The organism is Leptothrix cholodnii SP-6 (assembly GCF_000019785.1).
Taxonomy (GTDB): Bacteria; Pseudomonadota; Gammaproteobacteria; order Burkholderiales; family Burkholderiaceae_C; genus Sphaerotilus; species Sphaerotilus cholodnii.
Genome location: NC_010524.1, coordinates 2111533 through 2138067, shown reverse-complemented (window position 1 = coordinate 2138067; position 26535 = coordinate 2111533). Strand labels below are relative to the sequence as shown.

Annotated in this window: 21 protein-coding genes and 1 pseudogene; 18 read left to right on the top strand and 4 right to left on the bottom strand. The window is 66.5% G+C overall.

Annotation, left to right across the window (positions count from 1 at the left end):
- The first annotated feature begins 38 nt into the window (after positions 1–38).
- From LCHO_RS09880 to LCHO_RS09860, 6 genes and pseudogenes are all read left to right on the top strand, one after another.
- Entirely contained in the window at positions 39–1274 is a 1236-nt protein-coding gene (locus LCHO_RS09880) for an efflux RND transporter periplasmic adaptor subunit (RefSeq protein ID WP_150105447.1), read from the top strand.
- Positions 1275–1290: 16 nt separating this feature from the next.
- Positions 1291–4368 (top strand): efflux RND transporter permease subunit, encoded by a 3078-nt coding sequence (locus LCHO_RS09875; RefSeq protein WP_012346995.1) that lies wholly within the window; start codon positions 1291–1293, stop codon positions 4366–4368.
- 411 nt (positions 4369–4779) lie between these two features.
- Positions 4780–6054, top strand: a complete 1275-nt coding sequence (locus tag LCHO_RS09870) for an AAA family ATPase (RefSeq protein ID WP_012346993.1) — start codon at positions 4780–4782, stop codon at positions 6052–6054.
- 2 nt (positions 6055–6056) lie between these two features.
- Positions 6057–6689 (top strand): DUF4276 family protein, encoded by a 633-nt coding sequence (locus LCHO_RS09865; protein ID WP_012346992.1) that lies wholly within the window; start codon positions 6057–6059, stop codon positions 6687–6689.
- Positions 6686–6869, top strand: a pseudogene (locus tag LCHO_RS24300) (type I restriction endonuclease); the annotation flags it as partial. The gene LCHO_RS09865 and the pseudogene LCHO_RS24300, both read left to right, overlap by 4 nt.
- Positions 6870–6965: 96 nt before the next feature.
- Complete coding sequence (locus tag LCHO_RS09860) at positions 6966–7334, top strand: DUF1428 domain-containing protein (RefSeq protein WP_012346991.1); 369 nt, start codon at positions 6966–6968, stop codon at positions 7332–7334.
- A 680-nt stretch (positions 7335–8014) separates the two neighbouring features.
- Here the strand turns inward: LCHO_RS09860 and LCHO_RS09855 are convergent.
- Positions 8015–10552, bottom strand: coding sequence for a tetratricopeptide repeat protein (locus LCHO_RS09855; RefSeq protein ID WP_012346990.1), 2538 nt, complete (start codon positions 10550–10552; stop codon positions 8015–8017).
- 135 nt (positions 10553–10687) lie between these two features.
- On the opposite strand from LCHO_RS09855, the gene LCHO_RS09845 reads away from it, so the two are divergent.
- From LCHO_RS09845 to LCHO_RS09825, 5 genes are all read left to right on the top strand, one after another.
- A protein-coding gene (locus tag LCHO_RS09845; protein WP_223210528.1) for an IS3 family transposase occupies positions 10688–11871 on the top strand; the annotation gives its coding sequence in 2 pieces (ribosomal slippage) (positions 10688–10958 and positions 10958–11871; 1185 coding nt in all).
- Between the two features lie 362 nt (positions 11872–12233).
- Complete coding sequence (locus LCHO_RS09840; RefSeq protein WP_262925504.1) at positions 12234–13781, top strand: ATP-dependent nuclease; 1548 nt, start codon at positions 12234–12236, stop codon at positions 13779–13781.
- A complete protein-coding gene (locus LCHO_RS09835; protein WP_012346987.1) occupies positions 13766–14797 on the top strand; it encodes a DEAD/DEAH box helicase family protein in 1032 nt (343 codons plus the stop codon). Before LCHO_RS09840 ends, LCHO_RS09835 begins: the two co-directional genes overlap by 16 nt.
- 564 nt (positions 14798–15361) lie before the next feature.
- Positions 15362–15820 (top strand): VOC family protein, encoded by a 459-nt coding sequence (locus tag LCHO_RS09830; RefSeq protein WP_012346986.1) that lies wholly within the window; start codon positions 15362–15364, stop codon positions 15818–15820.
- A 181-nt stretch (positions 15821–16001) separates the two neighbouring features.
- A complete protein-coding gene (locus tag LCHO_RS09825) occupies positions 16002–16643 on the top strand; it encodes a hypothetical protein (RefSeq protein ID WP_012346985.1) in 642 nt (213 codons plus the stop codon).
- A 21-nt stretch (positions 16644–16664) separates the two neighbouring features.
- Here LCHO_RS09825 and LCHO_RS09820 read toward each other — a convergent pair whose 3' ends face one another.
- The 3 genes from LCHO_RS09820 to LCHO_RS09810 form a co-directional block, all read right to left on the bottom strand.
- Positions 16665–18524, bottom strand: coding sequence for a glutamine--tRNA ligase/YqeY domain fusion protein (locus tag LCHO_RS09820; protein WP_012346984.1), 1860 nt, complete (start codon positions 18522–18524; stop codon positions 16665–16667).
- Between the two features lie 119 nt (positions 18525–18643).
- Entirely contained in the window at positions 18644–19132 is a 489-nt protein-coding gene (locus LCHO_RS09815; protein ID WP_012346983.1) for a DUF1499 domain-containing protein, read from the bottom strand.
- An 11-nt stretch (positions 19133–19143) separates the two neighbouring features.
- Positions 19144–20721, bottom strand: a complete 1578-nt coding sequence (locus LCHO_RS09810; RefSeq protein ID WP_012346982.1) for a helicase HerA-like domain-containing protein — start codon at positions 20719–20721, stop codon at positions 19144–19146.
- Positions 20722–20925: 204 nt separating this feature from the next.
- Here LCHO_RS09810 and LCHO_RS09805 point away from each other — a divergent pair, with 204 nt between their 5' ends.
- From LCHO_RS09805 to LCHO_RS09775, 7 genes are all read left to right on the top strand, one after another.
- Positions 20926–21651 carry a YebC/PmpR family DNA-binding transcriptional regulator gene (locus LCHO_RS09805; protein ID WP_012346981.1) on the top strand — a complete coding sequence of 242 codons (726 nt, stop codon included), beginning with the start codon at positions 20926–20928 and terminating at the stop codon, positions 21649–21651.
- 60 nt (positions 21652–21711) lie between these two features.
- The gene (gene purD / locus LCHO_RS09800; protein ID WP_012346980.1) at positions 21712–22995 is read left to right on the top strand and encodes a phosphoribosylamine--glycine ligase; all 1284 of its coding nucleotides are present in this window, start codon (positions 21712–21714) and stop codon (positions 22993–22995) included.
- 15 nt (positions 22996–23010) lie between these two features.
- Positions 23011–23958, top strand: a complete 948-nt coding sequence (gene hemF, locus LCHO_RS09795; RefSeq protein WP_012346979.1) for an oxygen-dependent coproporphyrinogen oxidase — start codon at positions 23011–23013, stop codon at positions 23956–23958.
- On the top strand, positions 23951–24589 hold the full coding sequence (nadD, locus tag LCHO_RS09790; RefSeq protein WP_012346978.1) for a nicotinate (nicotinamide) nucleotide adenylyltransferase: 639 nt from the start codon (positions 23951–23953) through the stop codon (positions 24587–24589). The genes hemF and nadD overlap by 8 nt, the downstream gene beginning before the upstream one ends.
- A gap of 71 nt (positions 24590–24660) precedes the next feature.
- Positions 24661–25413 (top strand): ribosome silencing factor, encoded by a 753-nt coding sequence (gene rsfS / locus LCHO_RS09785; RefSeq protein ID WP_012346977.1) that lies wholly within the window; start codon positions 24661–24663, stop codon positions 25411–25413.
- Positions 25414–25433: 20 nt separating this feature from the next.
- Positions 25434–25904 (top strand): 23S rRNA (pseudouridine(1915)-N(3))-methyltransferase RlmH, encoded by a 471-nt coding sequence (gene rlmH, locus LCHO_RS09780; RefSeq protein ID WP_012346976.1) that lies wholly within the window; start codon positions 25434–25436, stop codon positions 25902–25904.
- A 22-nt stretch (positions 25905–25926) separates the two neighbouring features.
- Positions 25927–26535 carry a Maf family protein gene (locus LCHO_RS09775; protein WP_012346975.1) on the top strand — a complete coding sequence of 203 codons (609 nt, stop codon included), beginning with the start codon at positions 25927–25929 and terminating at the stop codon, positions 26533–26535.

Sequence of the window (26535 nt, the reverse complement as noted above, 5' to 3'; positions counted from 1 at the left end):
CACGGGCCTGGCGCCCTGTGAAGATCACACAAAAACTGGTGGCCCTCGTGGGCCTGGTGGCCCTCGCCGGTGCGGCCTATTGGGTGCAGAACCGACCCGCCGGCACGAGTCCCGTCGCCGGCGAGGCAGCGGCGGGTGGGCCGGTGGCCGGCGCGGGTTCTGGCGCGGCCAAGGGGGCTCAGGGCCGATCCGGCAACGCGGGCGGGCCGGCACCGGTCGAGGTCGGCCAGGTGGTGTTGCGCCGGCTCGACGACGATGTGCACGCGGTCGGCAGCCTGCGCTCCAACCAGGGCGTGATGATGCGGCCCGAGGTGGCCGGCCGGATCATGAAGATCGGCTTCCAGGACGGCCAGCGGGTGCGCCGCGGCCAACTGCTGATCCAGCTCGACGACACCCTGCAGCAGGCCCAGTTGCAGCAGGCGCGGGCCCAGGCCGGCATCGCCAACACCAATCTGCAGCGCAGCCAGGAGCTGGCAGCTGAAAAGTTCGTGAGCCAGAGTGCCGTCGATCAGGCGGCCGCCAACGTCGCCGTGGCCGATGCGCAAGTCCGGCTGGTCGAGGCGCAGCTGGCGCGCATGCGCGTGCTTGCACCGTTCGACGCGATGGCCGGCATCCGGCTGATCAACGTCGGCGATTTCGTCAAGGATGGCGCCGACCTCATCAACCTCGAAGACACCAGCAGCATGTGGCTCGATTACCGCCTGCCCGAGCGGGTGCTGGGCCGGCTGCGGCGCGGCGCGGTCATCGAGGCCGAGATGGACGCCTTTCCGGGTCAGCAGTTCAAGGGCCAGGTCGAAGCCATCGATGCCCAGGTCGATGCCAACGGCCGGGCCCTGCTGGTGCGCGCGCGGGTCAACAACCCGGGCGACCGGCTCAAGTCGGGCATGTTCGCGCGGGTGCGCACGGTGATGGGCGTGCGCGAAAACGCCTTGCTGGTGCCCGAGGAGGCCCTGGTGCCGCTGGGCAACAAGCAATATGTCTTCAAGGTGGTGGCAGGTGAGAAGGGCCAGGTGGCGCAGCGCGAGGAAGTGACGGTGGGCCTGCGCCTACCCGGGCTGGCCGAAGTCACCGGCGCGGTCAAGGCCGGCGATGTGGTCGTCACGGCCGGCCAGGCCCGGCTGGGGCGCGACGCGACGCCGGTGCCGGTGCGGGTGATCGATCTGGCCCGCACGGCGTCGAGCGGTTCCGGTGCGGCTGCAGGCGCGGTCGCCGCGTCGGCGCCGGGCCGCGCGGCCAGCGGGCTGACGATGGGTGACGCCGCCTCGTCGCCCTGAACGCGGGAGAGACACGATGCGACTGTCCGAAGTTTCGATCCGCCGCCCGGTGTTCGCCACCGTGATGTCGCTGCTGCTGGTGCTGGTCGGGCTGGTGTCCTACACCCGGCTGCAGGTGCGCGAGTACCCGCGCATCGACGAGCCGGTGGTGACGGTGCGCACCAAGCTGATCGGCGCCTCGGCCGAGGTGATCGAGTCGCAGGTCAGCAAGCCGCTCGAGGACTCGATCGCCGGCATCGACGGCGTCGACATCATCACCTCGATCTCGCGCTCCGAGCAGAGCCAGATCACGGTGCGCTTCAAGCTCGAGAAAGACCCCGACAACGCCGCCGCCGACGTGCGCGACCGCGTCTCGCGGGTGCGCGGCCGGCTGCCCGATGCGATCGACGAGCCGGTGATCGCCAAGGTCGAGGCCGACGCCACGCCCACCATCTGGCTGGCCTTCAGCAGCGAGACGATCACGCCGCTGGCCATCACCGACATCATCAACCGCGTCGTCAAGCCGCGCCTGCAGACCGTGCCCGGTGTGGCCGACGTGCAGATCAACGGCGACCGCACCTACGCGATGCGGATCTGGCTCGACGCCGACAAGCTCGCCTCCTACCGCCTGACGGTGCAGGACGTCGAGGACGCACTGCGGCGCCAGAACCTCGAGGTGCCGGCCGGGCGCATCGAGAGCCGGCAGCGCGAGTTCAACGTCACCTCGCGCACCGACCTCAACACCGAGGCGCAGTTCGGCGATGTCGCGCTCAAGGTGGTCAGCGGCTACTCGGTGCGGCTGCGCGACGTGGCGCGCATCGAACAGGCGCCGGCCAGCGAGCGCTCGATCGTGCGACTGAACGGCACGCCGGCGATCTCGACCGGCGTGATCCGCCAGGCCACGGCCAACCCGCTGGAAGTCTCGGCCGCCGTGCGCGCCGTGCTGCCCAAGATCCAGGACGACCTGCCGCCGGGCCTGCAGGTGACGGTGGCCAACGACAACTCGATCTTCATCGACCGCTCCGTCAAGTCGGTCTACACCACCATCACCGAGGCGGTGGTGCTGGTGGCGCTGGTGGTGTTCGTGTTCCTGCGCCACCTGCGCGCGGCGGTGATCCCGCTGGTGACGATCCCCGTCAGCCTGATCGGCGCCTTCACGCTGATGTCGGTGGCCGGATTCACCGTCAACACCCTCACGCTGCTGGCGCTGGTGCTGGCGATCGGCCTGGTGGTCGACGACGCCATCGTCGTGCTGGAAAACATCTTCCGCCACATCGAGGAGGGCCTCGAACCGTTCCAGGCCGCGCTCAAGGGCGCGAAGGAAATCGGCTTCGCGGTGGTCGCGATGACGCTGACGCTGGCGGCGGTCTACGCGCCGCTGGCCTTCACGCCGGGGCGCACCGGGCGGCTGTTTGCCGAATTCGCCTTGACGCTGGCCGGTGCGGTGGTGGTGTCGGGTTTTGTCGCGCTGACGCTCACGCCGATGATGTGCAGCCTGCTGCTGCGCCACAACGCCAAGCCGAACCGCTTCGACCGCGTCATGGAGGCCGGGCTCGACCGCCTGACCGCCGGCTACACCTGGGTGTTGCGCGGCCTGCTCGGCCAGCGCTGGATCGTGCTGGTGGTGATGGCGGCGTCGGGGGCGGGCAGCTGGTGGCTGTTCAGCCACGCCAAGAGCGAACTTGCGCCGCTCGAGGACCGCGGCGTCATCATCACCACCATCAACTCGCCCGACGGCGCCACGCTCGACTACACCGCCCGCTACGCGCGTGCGATCGAGGGCATCGCTGCCGACTTCCCCGAGCTGGATCGCAAGTTCGTCATCACCGGCAACCCGACGGTGGCGCAGGCCACGGCCATCCTGCGGGCGGTCGACTGGACCGAACGCAGCCGCACCACCGCCGAGATCGCACGCGCGATGCAGCCGCAGTTCGCCAGCCTGCCGGGCGTGTCGGCGTTCCCGGTCACGCCGCCGAGCCTGGGGCAGGGCTTTCGCGAGCGGGCGATCAACTTCGTGATCCTGACCAACGACAGCTACGCCAACCTGGCGCGCATCAACCAGCAGATGCTGGCCGAGATCGCCAAGAACCCCGGCATCGTGCAGCCCGACAGCGACCTGCGGCTCAACAAGCCGGAGATCCTGCTCGAGGTCGACCGCGACCGCGCGGCCGACGCCGGCGTGGCCATCGACCAGGTGGCGCGCACGGTCGAGACCATGCTCGGCGGCCGCGCCGTGACACGCTACAAGCGCGACGCCGACCAGTACGACGTGCTGGTGCAGACGCAGGCCAGCGGCCGCACCACACCCGACGACATCGACCGCCTGTTCGTGCGCGGGCGCAACGACACGATGGTGCCGCTGTCGTCGATCGTGAAGGTACGCGAGTCGGTCAGCCCGCGCGAGCTCAACCACTTCAACCAACGCCGCTCGCTGGCCATCACGGCCAATCTGGCGCCGGGTTATTCGCTCGGCGAGGCGCTGCAGTTCATGGATGCCACGGCCGCCAAGGTGCTGCCGGTCGGCTACGCCACCGAGCTCAACGGCATCAGCCGCGAGTTCCGCTCGTCGAGCGGCGCGCTGGGGCTGGTGTTCGTGCTGGCGCTGCTGTTCATCTTCCTGGTGCTGGCGGCGCAGTTCGAGAGCTTCGTCGACCCCTTCATCATCATGCTGGCGGTGCCGCTGTCGATGGTGGGCGCGCTCGCCGCGCTGCAGTGGAGCGGCGGCACGCTCAACGTCTACTCGCAGATCGGCCTGATCACGCTGGTCGGGCTGATCACCAAGCACGGCATCCTGATCGTCGAGTTCAGCAACCAGCTGCGCCAGCAGGGCAAGTCGGTGATGGACGCCACGCTCGAAGCCGCCAGCCTGCGACTGCGGCCGATCCTGATGACCACCGGCGCGATGGTGCTCGGCGCCTTGCCGCTGGCCCTGGCCGAAGGCGCCGGCGCCGAGAGCCGCCAGCAGATCGGCTGGGTGATCGTCGGCGGCATGAGCCTGGGCACGCTGCTGACGATCTTCGTCGTGCCGACGATCTACACGCTGATGGCGCGCAAGCAGGTGCCCGGCGAGATCACCACGCCGGCGAACGAGGAGGCGCCGGCTGCGGCGCATTGAAGACCGGCCGTGCCCCGGCATGGCGCGCACGGTGCTGCCGCGATGAGCATGCCCTGCCAGCACGAGGCGCATGTGCTGCGCCGGCAAGGCCTTCGGCAGGCCGGCACCAGGTCGACCCTGTGCCCAGGTGATGTCGACCCGATGCCGGCATCACCCGACCTCATGCAGGCATGACATCCGCTGCATGCCGGCATGTTGCCCGGGGCATGCCCACGCCTTTGTGATCGGTGCCAGCACGATTGCCGTCCTGATGCTCAGGATCGCTCGACATCCAGTCGGCGCTGGCCGCTGATTCATCAGGCATTCCATGCAACAAGACCTCAACAAGATCCTCTGGGCTACCGCAGACCCCCGCCTCATCTCCGGCAAACTGCGCCTGCCCGAAGCGCAGGCAGCCTTGAAAGCCACCTCATGAGTCCGTCCCCCCGTCTCCCCGCGAAGAAGCCCGGCGGCATGGCCCGCATCGAATACCTCAAGGTGCAGAACTTCCGCGCTCTGCACGATGTCGAGTTCAAGGACCTGACGCCGCTGACGGTGCTGCTCGGGCCCAATGGCAGCGGCAAGTCCACGGTATTCGACGTCTTTGCCTTCCTGGCCGAGTGTTTCGAGTTGGGGCTGCGCAAGGCTTGGGACAAACGTGGCCGGGCCAAGGAGTTGAAGACCCGCGGCGCAGAGGGCCCGGTGTCGGTGGAGATCAAGTACCGCGAACCGGGCTTTCCCCTCATCACCTACCACCTCGCAGTCGACGAACGCAACGGGGTGCCGGTCGTGGTTGAGGAGTGGCTGCGCTGGACACGTGGCAAGGGCGGCAAACCGTTCCGCTTTCTGGACTACCGGCAGGGCGTGGGCCAGGCCGTCAGCGGCGAGTTGCCCGATGAACAAGACCGGCGGGTGGACATCCCGCTGAAGTCGCCCGACCTGCTGGCCGTGAACGCGCTGGGCCAGTTTGCCGAGCATCCGCGTGTGGCGGCGCTGCGCGAGTTCATCACCGGCTGGCATGTGTCCTACCTGGCGGCAGACAGTGCCCGCGGGCAACCCGAGGCCGGACCGGAAGAGCACCTGACCAAGACCGGAGACAATCTGCCCAACGTCATCCAGTACCTGGGCGAGCGCCATGCCGAGCGGCTGGAGCACATCGTCGACGTGCTGCGGCAACGGGTGCCGCGCATCGAGCGCGTGCTGGCGGACCCGATGCCCGATGGCCGCCTGCTGCTGCAGATCAAGGACACCCCCTTCAGCCACCCGGTGCTGGCCCGCTTTGCGTCCGACGGCACGCTGAAGATGTTGCAGTACCTGGTGCTGCTGCACGATCCGGCACCACCGCCGTTCATCGGCATCGAGGAGCCGGAGAACTTCCTGCACCCACGGATGTTGCTGGATCTGGCCGAGGAATGCCGCAAGGCCACCGAGCAGACCCAGCTGATGGTGACGACACATTCGCCTTTCTTCGTGAACGCCTTGCGGCCGGATGAGGTGCGCGTTCTGTGGCGGGACGAGGCCGGCTACACCCAGGTGATGCGGGCGTCCGATCTGCCCGGCATCACGGCATTCATCGAGCAGGGGGCCCTGCTCGGCCATCTGTGGATGGAAGGTCAGTTGGGCGTTGGCGACCCCCTCGTCAATCAGGGCGCACCGACGCGCCCCCTGAGGCGCCCAGCTGCCACGGTCAGCCGGAAGAAGGGTTGAGCATGCCGGCAGCAAACCACCTGGTCCTGCTGGTGGAGGAGCCTTCGATGGAGGCCTTCCTGCACGCGTTGTTGCCGCGCCTGATGCCGGCACGACGCACGTTCGAGATCCACCCGTTCCAGGGCAAGGACGACCTGATGGCCAAGCTGGAGGCTCGCCTGCGCGCCTATGCGCAATGGCTGCCCGATGACTGGCGTGTGCTGGTGATCGTGGACAGGGACGACGAGGACTGCAAGGCCCTCAAGTCGCGGATGGAAGCCATCGGCACCCGCGCCGGCCTGCTGACGCGCACACGGGCCGTCGCGGCGGCCGGCCACGGCGACTGGCAACTGGCCAACCGCATCGCCGTCGAGGAGTTGGAGGCCTGGTACTTCGGCGACTGGCCCGCCGTGCAGGCCGTGTACCCGAAGCTGCCCGACGGGGTGCCCAAGAGCCGTGGCTTGCGTGACCCGGATGCCATCACGGGCGGCACCTGGGAGGCCTTCGAGCGTGTGCTGCAGCGCCACGGCTACGCCAAGGCCGGGCTGGCCAAGATCGAGGCGGCGCGAGCCATCGGTCGGCATATCGAGCCCAGCCGAAGCCGGTCACCGAGCTTCCTGGCGTTTCATGCGGCCTTGGCGGAGGCGTTGGTGTGACAGGCCTCACCGAAGACCACGTCGAACAAGCCACGCTCGAATGGCTGTCGACGCTGGGCTGGGAAGTCGGTCACGGGGCCGGATGTTTCGCCGCCCGTTGCCAAGACACCCGGCACCGAGCGCGACAGCTACCGCGAGGCGCTGCTCAAGCATCGCCTGCGCGATGCCATCCGGCGTCTGAGGGCCATGTCGATCCGGCGTACTGTCATTCGTCGATGGGATACGAGGCGCCCTCAGGTGGGCGCGCCGACCGGTCGACCCCCAAGGAGTGAAGACATGTCATACATCGATGGTTTCGTGATCGCGGTCCCCACCGCCAACAAGCAGAAGTTCATCGAGCACGCGCGCCATTTCGACTCGCTGTTCATCGAACTGGGCGCCACTCGTGTCATCGAGGCTTGGGGCGACGACGTCCCCGACGGCAAAGTCACCGATTTCAGCCGCGCCGTCCAGGCCACGGCCGAGGAGACGGTGGCCTTTTCGTGGGTCGAATGGCCGGACAAGGCCACGCGCCACGCCGGCATGAAGAAGATGATGGAAGACCCGCGCATGGACCCGTCCACACCCGGCAACCCGCCGATGCCCTTCGACGGCAAACGCATGATCTTCGGCGGCTTCGAACCGGTGGTCGAAGTGACGGCTTGAGCGGGCGGGGCGACGCCGCCCCTTGACGTGCCACGCGTCACGGCGGGCCTCTGGCGAAAACTGCCGGCTCGCAGGCAGGTGGTCCCGGAGACGTCGCGCAGAGCGCCCGATCCGGGGACCAGCAACCGCCTCGCACCTACCCGGGGCAGTCGCCGTATGTCGGCTCTCGGGACCCTGCATGGCTTCACGCTCGCGGCCACCTTCTGTCGTTCACGGTGGCAAGACGGACGACGGTACTAGACTGGGTGCAGCCAGTGAGCGTCAGGGAATGAATGTCGACGGTCGCAGGAACCGGTCACCCGTGTGTTCCGTATGCGCGAATGACCGGTGTACCTTGCATCGCGCCATTCCATGCCGCCTGGGCGTTCGGGTGAGTCAGCGGCCTGGCGACGATGCCCTGCCAACGACTGCTACCGCTCGCTGCGAACTGGGACTTTCGACCCGTTGCTGCCGTCCAGCTCCGCGCCGCCAGTGGCAGCAGCGCAGCGGGTGCGGTCTGCCGCCGTCAATCGCTGAACTCACGCTGACTGCCTTCAACCGGACGCCCGACCTCGCGACGGTGAGCCGCGCGAAGTCGGCTCGCCAACCACGCACGCGTCCAGGGCTCGCCCTTCGCCGACATCGTCATTGACGGATAAGCACTTTGGCCTACGAATTCTGAGAAGGCATTGCCGGAGCAGTTACAGCAAGGTATATGTCTGGTATGCGCCGTAACAGAATGGCTGCCGACGCAAATTATCCATTTGTGCATGTAGTACGGAGGTGCGCTGAACATCGGCTGAGAATGCGCGCCTCAATAGATCGGCGAACTCATCGCAAGGCAAGTCGAACAGCAGGGCCAATGCCGTACTGGCAGCCAGCGAAGGATGAGCTGTCCTCAATGCGGGCGCCAACAGGTTAGTAAACAGTAGGTTGAATCGATCAAAGATCGCCCAAGATGCCGCGATGACTTCAGCTCGACCGTTAAGCAGGAATACCGTCGGGAATCCCATAAGGTCGTGCGAGCGGAATGGGCCTTGGTGGTTTCGATTGACGAGCCCCCCACTGTGGCATGTGCCCAGAACTGCCAGCCGATGGGGCCATCGATATGCCGTGCCCTGGAGTTGGCTCAAGCTCATGGCGCTGCGCCGATGGGGGCCTGCCATGTCTGCGACGAACGGGTCTGTAAAGAGGCCAACAGAAGAGCCGTGGTGCGATAGAACCAGTGCGTCCGCTGATTCCATAGCTTCAGCGAACGATTCCCAGGACGGGTCTACAAGCAACCTTCCTTCAGACTCCACACCTTTGAAGAATCCCTCAACATCGGCCCGGTCGTACTTCAAGCCTGAATCGCTTTCGATGACACCAAGGCATGACGTCGGAGCGCCATGAGGCAGTTTCGCGGGATAGGGCGCGATGCACGTACGAACTTCGAAAGCGCCAGCCGCCATGCGCGCACGGATCTTCGGAGCTCCAACCATGACCAGATTGATCGGCGTCAGATTCGAGCCGTCCGGAATGAAGATGACGCCCTTGCAGCTGTCCGCCTCAAGTTCGCTCAGCACAGGCGTCATCGAGCTCAGCAGAGCCGCCTGATAAGCGATCACGGCTTGACCAAGGGTCTTGGCTTGATTGGGCTCGGAACGATGCTTAAGGAGTGCCTCGAAGAACTCCCTGGTCTCGCTCTGGGGCAGGTCACACTGGACGTAGCGATTGCCCACGAGGAGCAGCATCTTGTGTCCGGAGACCACCATATTCACGAGTACTGCGTACCCCTCCTCAAGCCGCTTGGAGATGGTCTCTGAGATGCCTTCAGCTGTTGCGCCGTCGAAGGGGCGGCCGACGCCGTAGCTCGCAGTGACCTTGTCGGCGTACTCTGCAATGTTGCGCCACGGATCGCGCATTCCCATTGCGGCCAATGGATCGTCGTACTTCTCCCGGTGGCCGAGGAGATGCGGTGATCCGAAATGCGCGAGATCCTCGACAAGTTCATCGAGCGCTTGCTGCTCATCGGGGGGCATCTTGGTGGCGAGTACCTCGACCCAATCCAAAAAGTGAAGCCAGTCGGACACCCGATTCGCTCGCGTTGCAGAAATGACAGGCAGGACGTGGGCAGCGCTTCCGGTTGTGGGAAGACTAGCAAGCAGTCGCTCCATCCGAGGGACATAGCGTTCACGAAAGCCCCGACGGTAGTGAAGCTTCTCAACCAAAGCGACGCCAGCATCCAGCTGCTTGGCCGCGCGAACTAGGCACGCGCCCGCTTCAAAGAAATCGCCCTTGGCAACGGCACTCTTTGAGGCGATCAATTCCATTTCCAGAGGCAACTCCGGGTCGACCTCTTCGAAGGTGCGCACCAGCATTCGAGCCTCAGCCAATTTGGCATCGGAGAGCTCGCGCTCTCCGAGTTCGCGGAGGCATGCCGACAGGTTGATCAAAATGCTCGCACGCCCCTCGTCGCGCTCGTTACCAGCCTCGAGTCCTTCAAGTGCTTCTTCGTAGGCTTCTCGGGCAGCTTGGTATTGCTTGGTCCGAAACAACAATGTTGCGCGATTGACTGCGAGATGCGTTGGGACGGGCTTTCCAAGCTCGACGTACTTCTGCTTTAGCGTCGGCCACATATTTTCGGCGTAGGTGTGGTCCTCTTCAAGCAGGCAAATCGAGTACATCGTAGAGACCACATCCGTGTACTCCTGAAGGAGGCGGTTGTCCCTTGCAATGTCTTCTGCCTGCATCAGCGCCCCGTAAGCGGGTTGAAATGCACCAAAGTCTGCGAAGAGGTATGCGGCGGTGATCAGTGTACGGATGGCATCGTCATTTTTTTCGAGATGTATATACAGCCGAATAACCTCATAGAGGATGTTCGGCGCGTGATCTGCCTTTGCATTTCCAGGCAATAGTCGGCGGACGTTTTCAGCCGCTGATAGGGCTGCGAGTTCGGTGCCCTTCTCAATCGTCAGATCGACCAGCTGTGCCAGATATCGCCTTGCGCGTTCCGTCTCGCCGGACATGCAACTGGCGCCGATGGCAGTGTTCAGTGCGTAGGCCAAAGAGAAATGATGGTCTGAAGCTGAAAGGATATCTGCAGCGAGGTACGCACAAGCCCGTGCATCGAAGGAATTCGGGGTCGCATCCTGCAATGCGTCATCAATGTCATCCAACACGAAATCAATCTCTGGATTGGCCTCGGATAGTAGGGCACGATATTGGAGTTCGAAAGTCGCGGGCTTGAAGTCGATCATCGGCAGTGGGAGTGAGGCGTTTAGAGCAGGTCTGCTGCGTGTGCGCCGCCAAATCCGGTTCGACTTGGCTGTCTAAGTGTCATGGTCTAATTTTCCCGGACACCTCGATAGGTGGAATCCACCTGGACGAGGAACATGAGCAAGAGAGAACGAAGGACATTCAACGCGGAATTCAAGCTGCAAGTGGTGCAGATGATTCGCGAGCAGGGCTTGAGCGTGGGCGACGTCTGCCGCGACATGAAGCTCGGCGAGACGGCCGTGCGGCGATGGCTGGCGCAAGCCGATGAAGAGGCTGCAGGCCGCCCCGGCATTGGCAAACCGCTCACCGCCGAGCAGCAACGCATCCGCCAGCTTGAGGCCGAGAACAAGCAACTGCGCGGCGACGTCGACATCTTAAAAAAAGCATCGGCCTTCTTTGCCCGCGAGCTTCGATGAGCTACCAGTTCGTCGAGCAACTGCACAAGAAGGCCGTCACCATCGAGCGTCTATGCCGCGTGCTGGGCGTCAGCCGTTCGGGCTACTACGGTGCCCGTCAGCGCGCCAAGCTCGCGCCTAAGGCCTGCTTGGTCAGCACGCAATTGAAGGCCGAGTTCGCCGCCAGCGGCCGCGTCTATGGCAGCCGTCGCCTGTGCGCAGTGCTGCGCGCTCGGGGGCTGGGCATCGGGCGCCACCGGGTGCGACGTTTGATGCGCGAGAACAGGTTGCGGGCCCTGTGGCGACGCAAGTTCATGCACACCACCGACAGCGGTCATGCGCTGCCCGTCTCTGACAACCTGCTGGCACGGCGCTTCAATCCGAGCCGCCCCAACCAGGCCTGGGTGAGCGACATCACCTACATCCGCACGCGCAGCGGCTGGCTGTACCTGGCCGTGGTGCTGGACCTGTACGCCCGCAAGGTCGTGGGCTGGGCGATGGCGCCGACGATGCATGCCGAGTTGGTGTGCGCAGCGCTGCAACTGGCCATTGCGCAGCGCCAACCCGCGCCAGGGCTGATTGTTCATTCCGACCGAGGCAGCCAGTACGCCAGCGCGTTGCATCAGGCGCTGCTGGCGCGCCACGGCCTGGTCGGCAGCATGAGCCGCAAGGGCAACTGCTGGGACAACGCGGTGATGGAACGCTTCTTCCTGAGCCTCAAGACCGAGCGGGTCTGGCAGCGCGACTACGCCAACCATGCCGAGGCCATGACCGACATCGCCGACTACATCGTGGGCTTCTACAACAGCGTGCGGCTGCACTCCAAACTGGGCAACCTGCCACCCAATGCCTTCGAGCAGCAATCGGCAATCAAACAACCTATCGCGGTGTCCGAAAAAACTTGACCAGCACACTTCCCCGTCTCAGCGAACAAGTCCAGTGCCATGCCACATCCTCACTCTGGTCCAAGACAGCTTCAGAAGGGGTTCCGCAATCATGGGTGAAGGACGAACGGAATGAAGGGCTGGCAGAGTGCGACCCACAGGGTTCCAGGTGGTCTACACGGCAGGCCCCACTAGGTTAGAGCGCAGCCATTGTAGAAGCGCTGCAAACGCCAGGACTGAGCGGCGGTCGTTGCGCAGCTACCATCCCGGCTGTGTGACTCTGCATTCATCTGATTGTGCGCCCCATCCTTGGCAGTAGTGCTGGGATTGCAGATCCGAATTCGGAATTGGAGCAATAAGAAGTGGTAACAATAAGACGATTGGTGCTTAAGAATTTCAAGCGCTTCAGGACGCTGGAGCTGGAATTCGACGGTGAGCTGAACATCCTGGTGGGCGGCAACGAGGCTGGCAAAAGTTCGGTGCTGCAGGCGATGGAAATCGTGCTCAGCGCCAGCCGCAGCAAGGTCGAGAGCATCGGAATCGAAGCCCTGTTCAACGCCGACTGCATTGCGGAGTTCTTGGCCGGTGGCCGCAAGGTCGCAGACCTGCCCGAGCTATTGATTGAAGTCTATTTCGATGACCTGCCGGGGCGCCATGACCTAGATGGCCGTAACAATAGCAAAGGCGTCGACCACCTAGGCATCAAGATGGTGTGCCGGCCGGCCGACGAGTACACGCGGGAGGTCCAGGCGATCCTGGCCGAGAAGCACGACAACTTCCCGTTCGAGTACTACGGCATTCACTTCCAGACGTTTTCCGACGAGGCGGTCTTTCCTCACAAGAAGCCGCTGCGGCACCTGCTGATCGACAGCTCGCAGATCAACAATGAGTACGCCACGCGCGAATACACGCGCGCCATGTACGCCGCGCATGCGACCGTCGCGCAGCGCAACCAGCACGGCTTCGAGTACCGCAAGGCCAAGGCAAACTTTAGGGATAAAGCCTTCAAGGCGATGAACGAAGCGCTGAAGGACTACAAGTTTGATGTCCGTACGAGCCCCAAGGCCAGTGTCGAGACCGACATCATCCTCACCGAGGACGACATCCCGGTCGACAGCAAAGGCAAGGGCCGCCAGTGCTTCATCAAGACCGAGTTCGCGCTGCGCAATCAGGAGCATGCACTGGACGTTCTGCTGCTGGAGGAACCAGAGAACCACCTCAGCCACGTCCACATGCGCAAGCTTATCGAGCGCATCCGGGCCTCGGTGAAAAAGCAGCTCTTCGTCGCTACCCACAGCAGCTTCATCGCCACGCGCCTGAACCTGAAGAAGGTGCTGATTCTGAGCGAGGAGAACCCGTCGCGGCCGGCGAGCCTCAAGAATCTAAGCCAAGGCACGGCCGAGTTCTTCATGAAGGCGCCGGACAACAACGTGCTGGAACTGGCGCTGTGCAAGAAGGCGATCCTGGTGGAGGGCGATGCCGAGTTCATCTTGATGGAAGCGCTCTACAAGCTCAGTGCGCCTGGGCACAGCCAAGACGCCGATGGCGTCCATGTAATCTCGGTCGACGGCACCAGCTTCAAGCGCTACCTGGAGCTGGCGAAGCTGCTGGGCATCAAGGTGGCGGCCATCCGTGACAACGACGGCGACTACGCCGCCAACTGCGTGGCGAACTACGCCGACCATGTCTCGGCCTCCATCCAGGTCTTCGCCGACGTGGACAGCGCGCGGCACACCTTCGAGGTCTGCATGTACCGTGACAACCAGGCGGTGTGCGACGAGTTGTTCGCACCGGGGCGCAAGAAGTTGAGCGTCGAGGACTACATGCTGAAAAACAAAACCGAAGCTGCATTCCAGCTGCTGGAGAAGAAGGGAGCTCTGCTGGTCGTTCCGGGCTACATCCAGCAGGCGGTGGCATGGATAAGCGCGTAGTTTTCGCGGTTGCCGGCTCGGGCAAGACCACCAGCCTGATTGCCGCGCTGGACGAGGTGCGGCGCTTCCTGCTGGTCACCTACACCGACGCCAATCACGACAACCTGCGGGCCAAGGTCATCGAGCGCTTCGGCTACGTGCCGCCCAACATCGCGATCTACACTTACTTCAGCTTCCTGCATAGCTTTTGCTACCGGCCGTTCCTGCGATCCAAGAAGGGCACGCGGGGCATCACCTTCAGCACGCCAGAGCGGTTTCCGAACTACCCCCTGACCAATGACCGGCGCTACATGACGGCTGGCCGCTGGCTGTATGCCAACCGGCTCGCCAAGTTCATCGAGCAATGCGGCCTGCACGGCGCCGTGGTGGCGCGGATGGAGAAGTACTTCGATGTGTTCCTCGTGGACGAGGTCCAGGACTTCGGAGGGCACGACTTCAACTTCCTGATGGCCATCAGCGAGGCTCGCTTGGACATGACCTTTGTCGGCGACTTCCACCAGCACACGTTCGACACGAGTCGTGACGGCAACGTCAACGCAAGCCTTCACGCCGACTACGGCGCCTACAAGAAGAAGTTCGAGCGGGCTCGGCTGAACGTCGACACCGACAGCCTCAAGCGGAGCCGCCGGTGCAGCAAGAGCGTCTGTGACTTCATCACGCAGATGATCGGCATCGAGATCGAGTCGCATGACGAGCGGGCCAGCGTGGTGCGATTCGAAGACGATCCAACCGCAGTGGCCGCTCTCTTCGAAGATCCGGCGACAGTCAAGCTGTTCTACAAGGAGCACTACAAGTACGGCTGCTTCTCGCAGAACTGGGGCGCTTCGAAGGGCATGGACAGCTACGGAGATGTGTGTGTAGCCCTGAATCCAGGGAACGTGAAGGCGTGGCAAGCCAGCAGCTTCCGCACAATCAACCCGGAGACACGCAACAAGCTGTACGTTGCCTGTTCCCGGGCGAGGGGCAAGCTCACCTTCGTCCCCGAGTCACTGCTGAAGGCCTGCAGGCGCTCCTGAGGCCGCTGCCGCCGGCTACGTGCCGGGAGTCGCCCTTCGAGCCGTCAAGTTGAATGACCGCTTCCCCTGCACTCCGGATCTGGGGGTCGCGTTGGCTACGACGTCTAAGGGTCGAGTCGAGTCCGCCGCGCTGGCACGGACCGGTCGTTCACGGTTCGAGACGTCAAGGTGGCAACTCGGGCGGCAGCTGTCCCTCCCTTCGCTGACATTTATGGCAGCGCCGACCGATAGGTTGGAGGTCGGCTTGATGGCGGTCAGCGTGAGTCCGCCCGCCGGCCGCCACTCACCGCAACCGCTGCGTTGCTGCCGTTGGTGACCCTGAGCAGACCGGCAGCAACGGATCGACTCCCGCGGGTCGCAGTCAACGGAAACTGCCGGTCGACCGTGCCAACGCCACGATCCCGGCCGGCAGCTGTCCTTCAGCTCAAGTCCTGACGCGTAAGCGCAACGCCATCGCGAGCCGCCGATGGGACGTTGTCGAAACCGCTGCCGGTCGTTCGTCGTGGGAGTACCGGCCATATCGTCGGACTTGATGACCTCCATGACTCGCTCGAAGGAGATGCGATGACCACGACCGTTACCCCTTACCTGAGTTTTCCCGGGACGACGCGAGAGGCGTATGCGTTCTACGCCAAGACCCTTGGCGCGACCATCGAAACGATGATGTCGTACGCCGACATGCCAGCGTCGCCCGCCAACGCCGACACGGGCTGCGCCGACGGCGGCGCGCCGCCCACGGGCGACGGCATCATGCACGCCTGCCTGGCGCTGCCCGGGGGCGCCATGATTTTCGCGGGCGACGTCCCGCCCGGCATGCCCTTCGACGGCATCAAGGGCGTGATGCTTGCGCTGCAGTACGACACGGTCGATCAGGCGCGCAGCGCGTTCGACGCGCTTTCGCAGGGTGGCCAGGTCACGATGCCCCTTGCGCCGTCGTTCTGGGCCGAGGTCTTCGGCATGCTGACCGACCGATTCGGCGTCGCCTGGGCAGTCAACGGCGCGCCGATCCAGTTTCAGAAGTAGAGGCCGAAGGAACCACGCGCTGGCTACGCAACCGGCTGCGCAGCGTACGGCAGCGCCCGTATCCCCCAAAACCACTTCCGCCGGTGTGATTTCCTCACGCCGATACCCCCTTTGGAGGGAGACGGCCTGGGGGGTGTCAGCACGAACAATGAAATCTCCAACCACCCCCATGGGAGTTTTCATGCAAACGAGGCTGATAGTGCAGTTCGACCAGCTCAACGAAGCTGGATTCCAGGCCAAGGCCGACGTCATCATCCGGGCGATGATCGCCAATCCGCATTTTCCCGAGCCGTGGCCGGCGCCGGCGCCGAGCACGGCGACGTTGACCGCCGCCCTGGAAACCTACCGCGATGCCGTTCAAGCCTGCGGCACGCGCGACACCGCCAAGATCGGCCAGCGCAAGGTGGCGCGCGAGGTGCTGACCGAGATGCTCAGGAAGCTGGCGCAGTACCTCGAATTTGCCGATCGCGCCGATGCGCAGGCGCTGGCCACGACCCGATTCGACCTGCGCCGCGAGAACAGCCGGCCCGGCACCGATCAGCTGCCGGCGCCGGACGGCTTGAAGCTGCTGCACGGCCAGATCAGCGGCAGCGTCGACGTGCGCATGCGGCGCCTGGACGGAGCCGGCAGCTACGAGATGCAAGTCACCCAGGGCGACCCGATGCTGGACGCCAACTGGAAACACGCACTGACGGCCATCGGCAGCACGGGCATCACGATCACCGATCTGCCCGTCAAGCAGGACACGTGGGTGCGCGTGCGCGGTGTCAACGGCAAAGGCGGCGGGCGCTGGAGCGATCCGGTGAGCATCTTCGTGCTTTGACGCGGGCCGGTGCCGGCGACATCACTTGGCCCAGCCGTCCTTCAGCCCGGTGATCCGGTTGAACACCGGCTTGCCGGCGCCGTGATCGAGGCGGTCGGTGACGAAGTAGCCGTGGCGCTCGAACTGCACCCGCTCGTCGGCACCGATGGCGGCCAGTGACGGCTCCACGAAGCCCGACACGATCGTCTTGCTCGCCGGGTTCAGCGCCTGCAGGAAATCCTTGCCGCCGGCATCGGGCTGCGCTTCGGTGAACAGGCGGTCGTACAGGCGCAGCTCGGCGGCCACGCCGTCGTGCACGCCGACCCAGGTGATCACGCCCTTGACCTTGACCGCGTCGGCACCGGGCGTGCCGCTCTTGGTGTCGGGCACGACACGCGCCAGCACCGCGGTGACGCGGCCGTCGGCATCCTTCTCGCAGCCGGTGCACTCGATCACGTAGCCGTACTTGAGGCGCACCTTGTTGCCCGGGAACAGCCGGAAGAAGCCCTTCGGCGGCTGCTCGGCGAAGTCGTCACGCTCGACCCAGACCTCGCGGCCGAGGCTGAAATCGCGCTGGCCGAGCTCGGGCCGCTGCGGATGCGCCGGGGCGTGGCAGGGCTCGGTGTGCGCGTCGCTGCCGAACACCTCGGCCCAGTTGCTGAGCTTGAGCGGGATCGGGTCGATCACCGCCATCGCGCGCCGCGCCTTGCCTTCCAGGTCGTCGCGCAGCGCGATGTCGAGCCAGCTGTAGTCGATCCAGCTGTTGGCCTTGCTGGCGCCGGTACGCTCGGCCAGCAGTTGCAGGCTCTCGGGCGTGTAGCCGCGCCGGCGCAGGCCGACGATGGTGGGCATGCGCGGGTCGTCCCAGCCGCTGACATGGTTCTCGTCGACCAGCTGCTTGAGCTTGCGCTTGCTGGTGATGATGTAGGTGATGTTGAGCCGCGCGAACTCGTACTGCCTGGGCAGCGGCTTGGCCAGCAGGCCGGCGGCCACGCTGCCGTCGGCGCGTGTGTGCGGCTCGGTCAGGCGCTCGAGCAGCCAGTCGTAGAAGGGCCGCTGGTCCTCGAACTCGAGCGTGCAGATGCTGTGGGTGATCTGCTCCAGCGCGTCCTCGATCGGGTGCGCGAAGGTGTACATCGGGTAGATGCACCAGGTGTCGCCGGTGGCGTGGTGGGTGGCGCGCTTGATGCGGTAGAGCGCCGGGTCGCGCAGGTTGATGTTGGGCGACGCCATGTCGATCCTGGCGCGCAGCACCGCCGCGCCGTCGGGCAGCTCGCCGGCACGCATCTGGTGGAACCGCGCCAGGTTCTCGGCCACCGTGCGGCTGCGGAACGGGCTGTCGGTGCCGGGCGTGTTGAAGTCGCCGCGGTTGGCGCGCATCTGCTCGGGCGTCTGCTCGTCGACGTAGGCCAGGCCGGCGCCGATCAGGTGCTCGGCGGCGCGGTACATGAAGTCGAAGTAGTTGCTGGCGTAGAACAGGTGGCTGCGCGTGGCACCGGGCTGCGCCGGGTCGAGCGTCTCCCAGCCGAAGCCGAGCCAGCGCACGGCGTCGAGGATGCTGTCGACGTATTCCTGCTCTTCCTTCTCGGGGTTGGTGTCGTCGAAGCGCATGTGGCAGACGCCACCGAAATCGCGCGCCAGGCCGAAGTTCAGGCAGATGCTCTTGGCGTGGCCGATGTGCAGGTAGCCGTTGGGCTCGGGCGGGAAACGGGTGCGGATGCGCGCCGGGTCGGGCTCGCCGGCGGCGTGATGGGCCGCGTCACCGGGCGTGCCGGCAAAACGGCGGCCGGCGTAGGTGCCGGCCTCGAGGTCGCGCTCGATGATCGAGCGCAGGAAGTTGCTCGGCTTGAGGGCGGGCGCGCCGCCTGCGGCCGCGTGCGTATTGGATTTGTGGTCGCTCATGGGAACCCGTGCAGGCTGTGGATGGGGTGGCGCCAGGCGGCGGGGCCGGCTGCTGTAGCGCCTTGGCGGCGGATTCTATCGGGCGGGTTTACCCGCTTTCGCCCTTGGCGCGCAGCCGTTCAAGGGCTGGCGAGTGCCGCCCGGATCTGCTCGACGCGCTTGCGGTTGAGCCCCAGGTCGCCGTGGCCCAGGCGCGAGGCCGAGCGCACCTGCACCACCTGCGCGACCGGGTCGAGCCAGAACTCGACATCGTCGACATAACGCATCAGCGGCGTGGTGAAGCGGGCGTAGAGGTAGTCGTCCTTCTGCTCGACGATGCGCGCGCCGCGCATCGCGCCGACCACGCCCTGCAGGCGCGCCATCGTCTGGCGCGCATCGCCCGGCATCGGCAGCGGCTCGATGCGGGCGTAGGCGAGCTGCGGATGCTCGGGGTAGAGATCGGCCTGGCTGCTGACGCTGTTGGGGGTGCGCGACGGGGGCTTCAGCCGGCCGTCACGCACGCCCAGGTCGCCCGGCGCCTGGCCCTGGAACAGCCCCAGCTGAGCCGCCAGCAGCACCAGCAGCGTCAGGCCGACGCCGAGCATGATCAGACGGACCACCCAGATCATCGCGCCGCCCCTCAGCGACGCCGTGACGAGCCGCCGCCCAGCAGCGAGCCCAGCACGCCGCGGATGATCTCGCGGCCGACCGCCGAGCCGACCGAGCGCACCGCCGACTTGGCCATGGTCTGCGCCAGGCCGTCATGGCGGCCGCCGCGCGGCCCGGTCGAGCCGAACAGCAAGCCGCCCAGGCCGCTCATCAGCGCGCCCGCCATGCCGCCGCCGCTCTCGTCGGCGGCACCGGGGGCGGCCTCGCCCGCACCGGCGCCTCGGCCGGCCAGGCCGCCACCGTCACGCTTGTGTTCGCCCGCTTCGACGGATTGCGCGGCGCGGCCCTTGAGCTTTTCATGCGCCGATTCGCGGTCGATGGTCTTTTCGTAGACCCCCGCGACCAGCGATTCGGCGAGCAGGCGCTTGCGCTGCTCGGCATCGATCGGGCCGATCTGGCTGCCCGGCGGCAGCACGAAGACGCGCTGGGTCACGCCCGGGCGGCCCTTCTCGTCGAGCAGGCTGACCAGCGCCTCGCCGACCGCCAGCTCGGTGATCGCGCTGGCGACGTCGAGCCCGGGGTTGGCGCGCATGGTCTCGGCCGCCGCCTTGACCGCCTTCTGGTCACGCGGCGTGAAGGCGCGCAGCGCGTGCTGGATGCGGTTGCCGAGCTGGCCGAGCACGCTGTCGGGGATGTCGAGCGGGTTCTGCGTCACGAAATAGACGCCCACGCCCTTGGAGCGCACCAGCCGCACCACCAGCTCGATGCGCTCGACCAGCGCGGCCGGCGCGTCCTTGAACAGCAGGTGCGCCTCGTCGAAGAAGAACGCGAGCTTGGGCTTCTCGAGGTCGCCGACCTCGGGCAGCAGTTCGAACAGCTCCGACAGCATCCACAGCAGGAAGGTGGCGTAGAGCCGCGGCGCGTTCATCAGCTTGTCAGCGGCCAGGATGTTGATGACACCGCGGCCGTCGACGGTCTGCATGAAGTCGTCGATCGCGAGCATCGGCTCGCCGAAGAACCTGTCGCCGCCTTGCTCCTCGATCTGCAGCAGGCCGCGCTGGATCGCGCCCACCGAGGCGGCGCTGATGTTGCCGTATTCGGTCGTGAACTCGCTGGCGTTCTCGCCCAGGTACTGCAGCATGGCGCGCAGATCCTTCAGGTCGAGCAGCAGCAGGCCGTTGTCGTCGGCGATGCGAAACGCCATCGACAGCACGCCCTGCTGCGTCTCGTTGAGGTTGAGCATGCGCGCCAGCAGCAGCGGGCCCATGTCGGACACGGTGGCGCGCACCGGGTGGCCCTGCTCGCCGAAGACGTCCCACAGCGTGGCCGGGCAGGCGCCCCAGGCCGGCTCGGGCAAGCCGCGTTCGGCCAGCACCTTGGCCAGCCTGGCGTTGGCGCTGCCGGTCTGCGTGATGCCGGTCAGGTCGCCCTTGACGTCGGCCATGAAGACCGGCACGCCGATCAGCGAGAAGCTCTCGGCCAGCTTCTGCAGCGTGATGGTCTTGCCGGTGCCGGTGGCGCCGGTGATCAGGCCGTGACGGTTGGCCAGCGCCGGCAGCATGTGGCATTCGATCTCGCCGTGTTGGGCAAGCAGGATGGGTTCGGCCATCGAAGACTCCGGGGCGGTGTGTGGACGGTAGGCGGGCGTTGCGGGACGCGGCGGCTCTGGGCGCACGACGGCCCAAAAGTAGAATGGCAGTCTATCGAAGAAACCATTGCCGCTGCGTGGCGTGGCGCCGCCCCACCCGCATGCATCGCTGCGACACGGCAGCGACCTGCGCAGCGGCATCCGCAGAGTCACCCAGGAGCATTGATGGCCGGACATTCCAAGTGGGCAAACATCCAGCATCGCAAAGGCCGCCAGGACGAGAAGCGCGGCAAGATCTGGACCCGCATCATTCGTGAAATCACGGTGGCCGCGCGCCAGGGCGGCGCCGACACCTCGATGAACCCGCGCCTGCGCCTGGCCATCGACAAGGCCAAGGCGGCCAACATGCCGGCCGACCGCATCAAGTACAACGTCGACAAGGCCTCGGGCAACCTCGAAGGGGCCAACTACGAGGAAATCCGCTACGAGGGCTACGGCATCGGCGGCGCGGCGGTCATCATCGACACCATGACCGACAACCGCGTGCGCACCGTCGCCGAGGTGCGGCATGCCTTCAGCAAGTACGGCGGCAACCTGGGCACCGAAGGCTCGGTGGCGTTCCAGTTCAAGCACTGCGGCCAGCTGGTGTTCGCGCCCGGCACGTCGGAGGACAAGCTGATGGACGTCGCCCTCGAAGCCGGCGCCGAGGACGTGATCACCGGCGACGACGGCTCGATCGAGGTGCTGACCGGCCCGACCGATTTCGAGGCCGTGAAGGAGGCCCTCGAGGCCGCCGGCCTGAAGGCCGAGATCGCCGACGTGACGATGCGCGCCGAGAACACCATCGAGCTCAGCGGCGACGATGCCCAGCGCATGCAGAAGCTGCTCGACGTGATCGAGGACCTGGACGACGTCCAGGCGGTCTATCACAACGCCCTGATCGAATCGTGAGCGCGCGTTCGCCCGCCTCGCCGGACATTGCCCAAAGCTGAAACAGAGAGTCGTCGCAACATGAAAGTCATGGTGATCGGGAGCGGTGGGCGTGAGCACGCCATCGCCTGGAAACTGGCGCAGTCGCCCAAGGTGCAGAAGGTGTTCGTGGCGCCCGGCAACGGCGGCACGGCGCGCCACGGCCAGATCGTCAACATGCCGCTGACCGGCGTGAGCGAGCTGGCCGACTTCGCACAAAGCGAGAAGATCGGCCTGACCGTGGTCGGCCCCGAAGGCCCGCTGGCCGCGGGTGTGGTCGACGAGTTCCGCCGCCGCGGCCTGCGCATCTTCGGCCCCACGCAGGCGGCCGCGCAGCTCGAGAGCTCGAAGGCCTTCTCGAAGGACTTCATGCGACGCCACGGCATCCCGACCGCGGCCTACGAGACCTTCAGCGATGTCGCCGCCGCGCACGCCTATGTCGACCGCCTCGGCGCGCCGATCGTGGTCAAGGCCGACGGCCTGGCCGCGGGCAAGGGCGTGGTCGTGGCGACGACGCTCGAAGAGGCGCACCAGGCGGTCGACTGGATGCTGCTCGACAACAGCCTGGGCGTGACGCACAACGCCGGCGGCGCGCGGGTGGTGATCGAGGAGTTCCTCGACGGCGAGGAAGCGAGCTTCATCGTCATGGTCGACGGCCGCAACATCCTGCCGCTGGCCACCAGCCAGGACCACAAGCGCGTCGGCGACGGCGACACCGGCCCCAACACCGGCGGCATGGGCGCGTACTCGCCCGCCCCGGTGGTGACGCCCAACGTGCACGCGAGGGTGATGCACGAGATCATCCAGCCCACCGTCGACGGCATGGCGCGTGACGGCATCCCGTTCACCGGCTTCCTGTACGCCGGCCTGATGATCGATGCCCGCGGCCACGCCAAGACGCTGGAGTTCAACACCCGGCTCGGCGATCCGGAAACCCAGCCGATCCTGATGCGACTGAAGAGCGACCTGGTCGACGTGTTCATGCACGCCACCAGCGGCACGCTCGACCAGGTGCAGCTCGACTGGGACCGCCGGGTCGCGCTCGGCGTGGTGCTGGCTGCGGCCGGTTATCCGCAGTCGCCGCGCAAGGGCGACACGATCCGCGGCCTGCCGGCCGAAACGGAAGACTGCATGGTCTTCCACGCCGGCACCACCACCGGCCCGACCGGCGAGGTGCTGACCAGCGGCGGCCGCGTGCTGTGCGTCACCGCGCTCGGCGATTCGGTGCGCACCGCGCAGCAGCGCGCCTACCAGGGCGCGCACGGGATCCAGTTCGACGGCATGCACTACCGCCACGACATCGGCTACCGCGCCATCAAGCGCTGAACCGGGGGGCCGACGATGAACACCGACACGCTGTCCAACGCCACCGTGCGCGCCTACCTGCTCGACCTGCAGGAGCGCATCTGCTCCACGCTGGAAGCGCAGGACGGCCACGCCTTCATCCGCGACGCCTGGGAGCGCCCGCCCGGCGGCAAGCTCGAAGGTGCCGGCCTGACCCGGCTGGTCGAGAACGGCGAGCTGCTCGAACGTGGCGGCTGCGCGTTCTCGCAGGTGCGCGGCACGGCCTTGCCGCCGTCGGCCACCCAGCACAGGCCCGAACTGGCCGGTGCGCCGTTCGAGGCGATGGGCGTGTCGCTGGTGTTCCACCCGCGCAATCCCTTCGTGCCGACGGTGCACATGAACGTGCGCATGCTCTCGGCCACCCCCACGCAGGGGCCGGCCGCGGGCAAGACCGTGCGCTGGTTCGGCGGCGGCATGGACCTGACGCCGTACTACGGCTTCGAGGACGACGCGGTGCATTTCCACCGCAGCTGCCACGACGCGCTGGCGCCGTTCGGCGACGGCCTGTATCCGCGCTTCAAGCAGTGGTGCGACGAGTACTTCTTTCTCAAGCACCGCAACGAGCCGCGTGGCATCGGCGGCATCTTCTTCGACGATTTCTCCGAGCTGGGCGCCGAGGGCAGCTTCGCGATGCTGCGTTCGGTCGGCGACGCGTTTCTCGGCGCCTGGCTGCCGATCGCGCTGCGCCGCCAGGATCTGCCGTACGGCGAGGCCGAGCAGGATTTCCAGCGCTACCGGCGTGGCCGCTACGTCGAGTTCAACCTGGTCTGGGACCGCGGTACGCTGTTCGGCCTGCAGTCGGGCGGGCGCACCGAATCGATCCTGATGTCGATGCCGCCGCAGGCCAACTGGCGCTATCAATGGGCACCCGAGCCGGGCACGCCCGAGGCGCGGCTTTACAGCGATTTCCTGCGCCCGCGCGACTGGCTGGGGCTCGGTGGCTGAGATCGACAAGCCGCTGCGCATCGGCTTGCTGGGCGGCAGTTTCAACCCGGTGCATCAGGCGCATCGCGCGCTCGCCGACGGGGCGCTGGATCAACTGGCGCTCGATCAGCTGCGGTGGGTGGTGGCCGGCCAGCCGTGGCAGAAGCCGGGCGACGAGATGGCCGCCGCCGAGCACCGCGCGGCGATGGTGGCCCTGGCGATCGCCGATGACCCGCGCCAGCTGCTCGAGCGCTGCGAACTCGATCGTGCCGGCCCGAGCTACACGCTCGACACCGTCCATGCGCTGCAAGCCGCGATGCCCGATGCGACGCAATGGTTTCTGGTCATCGGCGCCGACCAGTACGCCAACTTCCACACCTGGCACGGCTGGCGTGAGCTGCTGACCCGCGTGACCCTGGCCGTGGCCGCACGCGCGGGTGTCGAGCCGGTGGCCGACGCCTGTCTGCGGGACACGCCGCACCGCTTTTGCCGCCTGGCGATGCCGGCCTGCGACGTCAGCGCCACCGCGATCCGGCAGCGTCTGGCGCAGGGGGTCGCAGCATCCGCGCTCAGCCCCGGGCTGCTGTCGATACCGGTTGCCCGTTACATCGAGCGCCAGCGGCTGTACCATCTCGACCCCGCGCGAACATGAGCGCTGGCGGCCGTCCCATCGCGCACCCAGCAACCTGCCGTGAACGGCAAACCCAACAACAATGGAGCCGAATGGACATCCGCAAGCTGCAACGCGCCATCGTCGATGGCCTTGAAGACGTCAAGGGCCAGGACATCGTGGTCTTCAACACCGAGCATCTCTCCGCGCTGTTCGAGCGCGTGGTGGTCGCTTCGGGCACCAGCAACCGCCAGACCAAGGCGCTCGCCGCCAGCGTGCGCGACGCCGTGCGCGACATCGGCGGCCGGGTGCTGAGCGTCGAAGGCACCGACAACGGCGAATGGATCATCGTCGACTGTGGCGAGGCCGTGGTGCACATCATGCAACCGGCGATCCGCCAGTACTACCACCTCGAGGAGATCTGGGGCGGCAAGCCGGTCAAGATGAAACTCGCCGGTGAAGGCCGCGGTCTGGTCAAGGCCGGTGCCGACGACGAGGACGAGGCGCCGGCGCCCAAGCGCAAGGCAGCGAGCAAGAAGGCGGCGGCCGAGCCGGTCGAGGACAAGCCCACGGCCCGCAAGCCTGCGGCGAAGAAGGCCGTGGCGAAGAAGGCCGCGACCGCCAAGCCGGCCGCCGGGACGACGGTTGCGGCCAAGAAGGCGCCCGCTCGCAAGAAGGCGGCCGAGCCGACCGTCATCAAGACGATCGTCATCAAGCCGGGTTCGGGCAACAAGGTCGTCGCCCGCAAGGTGGCGGCCGAACGGGCTGCCGCCAAGAAGGCGCCGGCCCGACGGGTGCGCGCCGAGATCGCGGCCGAAACCGCACCGGCCCGCAAGTCGCCGGCACGCAAGACGCCTCGCTCCTGACGCACCCGAGGTCCTGAGCCATGAAGCTGCTGCTCATCGCGGTGGGCCAACGCCTGCCGGCATGGGCGGACACGGCTTACGAGGACTACGCCAAGCGCTTCCCGCCGGATCTGCGGCTGGAGCTCAAGGCGGTCAAGACCGAGGCGCGCACCACCGGCAAGCCGGTCGAGGCCCTGATGGCCGCCGAGAAGACCCGCATCGAAGCCGCGCTGCCGCGTGGCTGTCGGCGGGTCGTGCTCGACGAACACGGCCAGCGCGTCACCACGGCGCAGCTGGCCGAGCGGCTGGCCGTCTGGCAGCGCGACGGCCGTGATGTCGCGCTGCTGGTCGGCGGCCCCGACGGCCTCGATCAGACGCTGCGTGACGGTGCCGACGAGAAGCTGCGCCTGTCCGACCTGACCCTGCCGCATGCCTTCGTGCGCGTGATGCTGGCCGAGGCCCTCTACCGCGCCTGGACGCTCAGCATCGGCCACCCCTATCACCGTGAATGAGGCGCTCGCGCGCCCGCCTGCCATGCCCCGCCCGGACTGGATCTACCTTGCCTCGCAAAGCCCCCGCCGGGCCCAGCTCCTGACCCAGATCGGCGTGCCGCACCAGCTGCTGCTGCCGGGCGCGGACGAGGACGCCGAGGCGATCGAGGCCGTCATCGGCAACGAGGCGCCCGCGACCTACGTGCAGCGCGTCACCCGCGCCAAGCTCGACGCCGCGCGCCGGCGCCTGAAGGCGTCCGGCCTGCCGGCTGCGCCGATCCTGTGCGCCGACACCACCGTGGCGATCGGCCGGCGCATCCTCGGCAAGCCGCAGGATGCCGGCCAGGCGCACGAGATGCTGGCCTCGCTGGCCGGGCGCGAACACCGCGTGCTGACCGCCGTGGCAGTGGGCACGGCGCGCCGCACCGAGCAGGCGCTGCACGTCTCCAAGGTGCGGTTCGTGCCGCTGAGCCAGCGCCAGATCGCCGATTACGTCGCCAGCGGCGAGCCGATGGGCAAGGCCGGCGCCTATGCGATCCAGAGCGCTGCGGCGGCCTGGATCGCCCACATCAGCGGCAGCCATTCGGGCATCATGGGCTTGCCGTTGCACGAGACGGCGACGTTGTTGCAAGCCTTCGGCTGGAAGATCTGA

What these genes read in the sequence shown, in the direction of transcription:
- LCHO_RS09875 (WP_012346995.1), top strand. Translation starts at nt 1,291, where the DNA reads ATGCGACTGTCCGAAGTTTCGATCCGCCGCCCGGTGTTCGCCACCGTG.
- LCHO_RS09870 (WP_012346993.1), top strand. Translation starts at nt 4,780, where the DNA reads ATGAGTCCGTCCCCCCGTCTCCCCGCGAAGAAGCCCGGCGGCATGGCC.
- LCHO_RS09865 (WP_012346992.1), top strand. Translation starts at nt 6,057, where the DNA reads ATGCCGGCAGCAAACCACCTGGTCCTGCTGGTGGAGGAGCCTTCGATG.
- LCHO_RS09860 (WP_012346991.1), top strand. Translation starts at nt 6,966, where the DNA reads ATGTCATACATCGATGGTTTCGTGATCGCGGTCCCCACCGCCAACAAG.
- LCHO_RS09855 (WP_012346990.1), bottom strand. Translation starts at nt 10,552, where the DNA reads ATGATCGACTTCAAGCCCGCGACTTTCGAACTCCAATATCGTGCCCTA.
- LCHO_RS09835 (WP_012346987.1), top strand. Translation starts at nt 13,766, where the DNA reads ATGGATAAGCGCGTAGTTTTCGCGGTTGCCGGCTCGGGCAAGACCACC.
- LCHO_RS09830 (WP_012346986.1), top strand. Translation starts at nt 15,362, where the DNA reads ATGACCACGACCGTTACCCCTTACCTGAGTTTTCCCGGGACGACGCGA.
- LCHO_RS09825 (WP_012346985.1), top strand. Translation starts at nt 16,002, where the DNA reads ATGCAAACGAGGCTGATAGTGCAGTTCGACCAGCTCAACGAAGCTGGA.
- LCHO_RS09820 (WP_012346984.1), bottom strand. Translation starts at nt 18,524, where the DNA reads ATGAGCGACCACAAATCCAATACGCACGCGGCCGCAGGCGGCGCGCCC.
- LCHO_RS09815 (WP_012346983.1), bottom strand. Translation starts at nt 19,132, where the DNA reads ATGATCTGGGTGGTCCGTCTGATCATGCTCGGCGTCGGCCTGACGCTG.
- LCHO_RS09810 (WP_012346982.1), bottom strand. Translation starts at nt 20,721, where the DNA reads ATGGCCGAACCCATCCTGCTTGCCCAACACGGCGAGATCGAATGCCAC.
- LCHO_RS09805 (WP_012346981.1), top strand. Translation starts at nt 20,926, where the DNA reads ATGGCCGGACATTCCAAGTGGGCAAACATCCAGCATCGCAAAGGCCGC.
- purD (WP_012346980.1), top strand. Translation starts at nt 21,712, where the DNA reads ATGAAAGTCATGGTGATCGGGAGCGGTGGGCGTGAGCACGCCATCGCC.
- hemF (WP_012346979.1), top strand. Translation starts at nt 23,011, where the DNA reads ATGAACACCGACACGCTGTCCAACGCCACCGTGCGCGCCTACCTGCTC.
- rsfS (WP_012346977.1), top strand. Translation starts at nt 24,661, where the DNA reads ATGGACATCCGCAAGCTGCAACGCGCCATCGTCGATGGCCTTGAAGAC.
- rlmH (WP_012346976.1), top strand. Translation starts at nt 25,434, where the DNA reads ATGAAGCTGCTGCTCATCGCGGTGGGCCAACGCCTGCCGGCATGGGCG.
- LCHO_RS09775 (WP_012346975.1), top strand. Translation starts at nt 25,927, where the DNA reads ATGCCCCGCCCGGACTGGATCTACCTTGCCTCGCAAAGCCCCCGCCGG.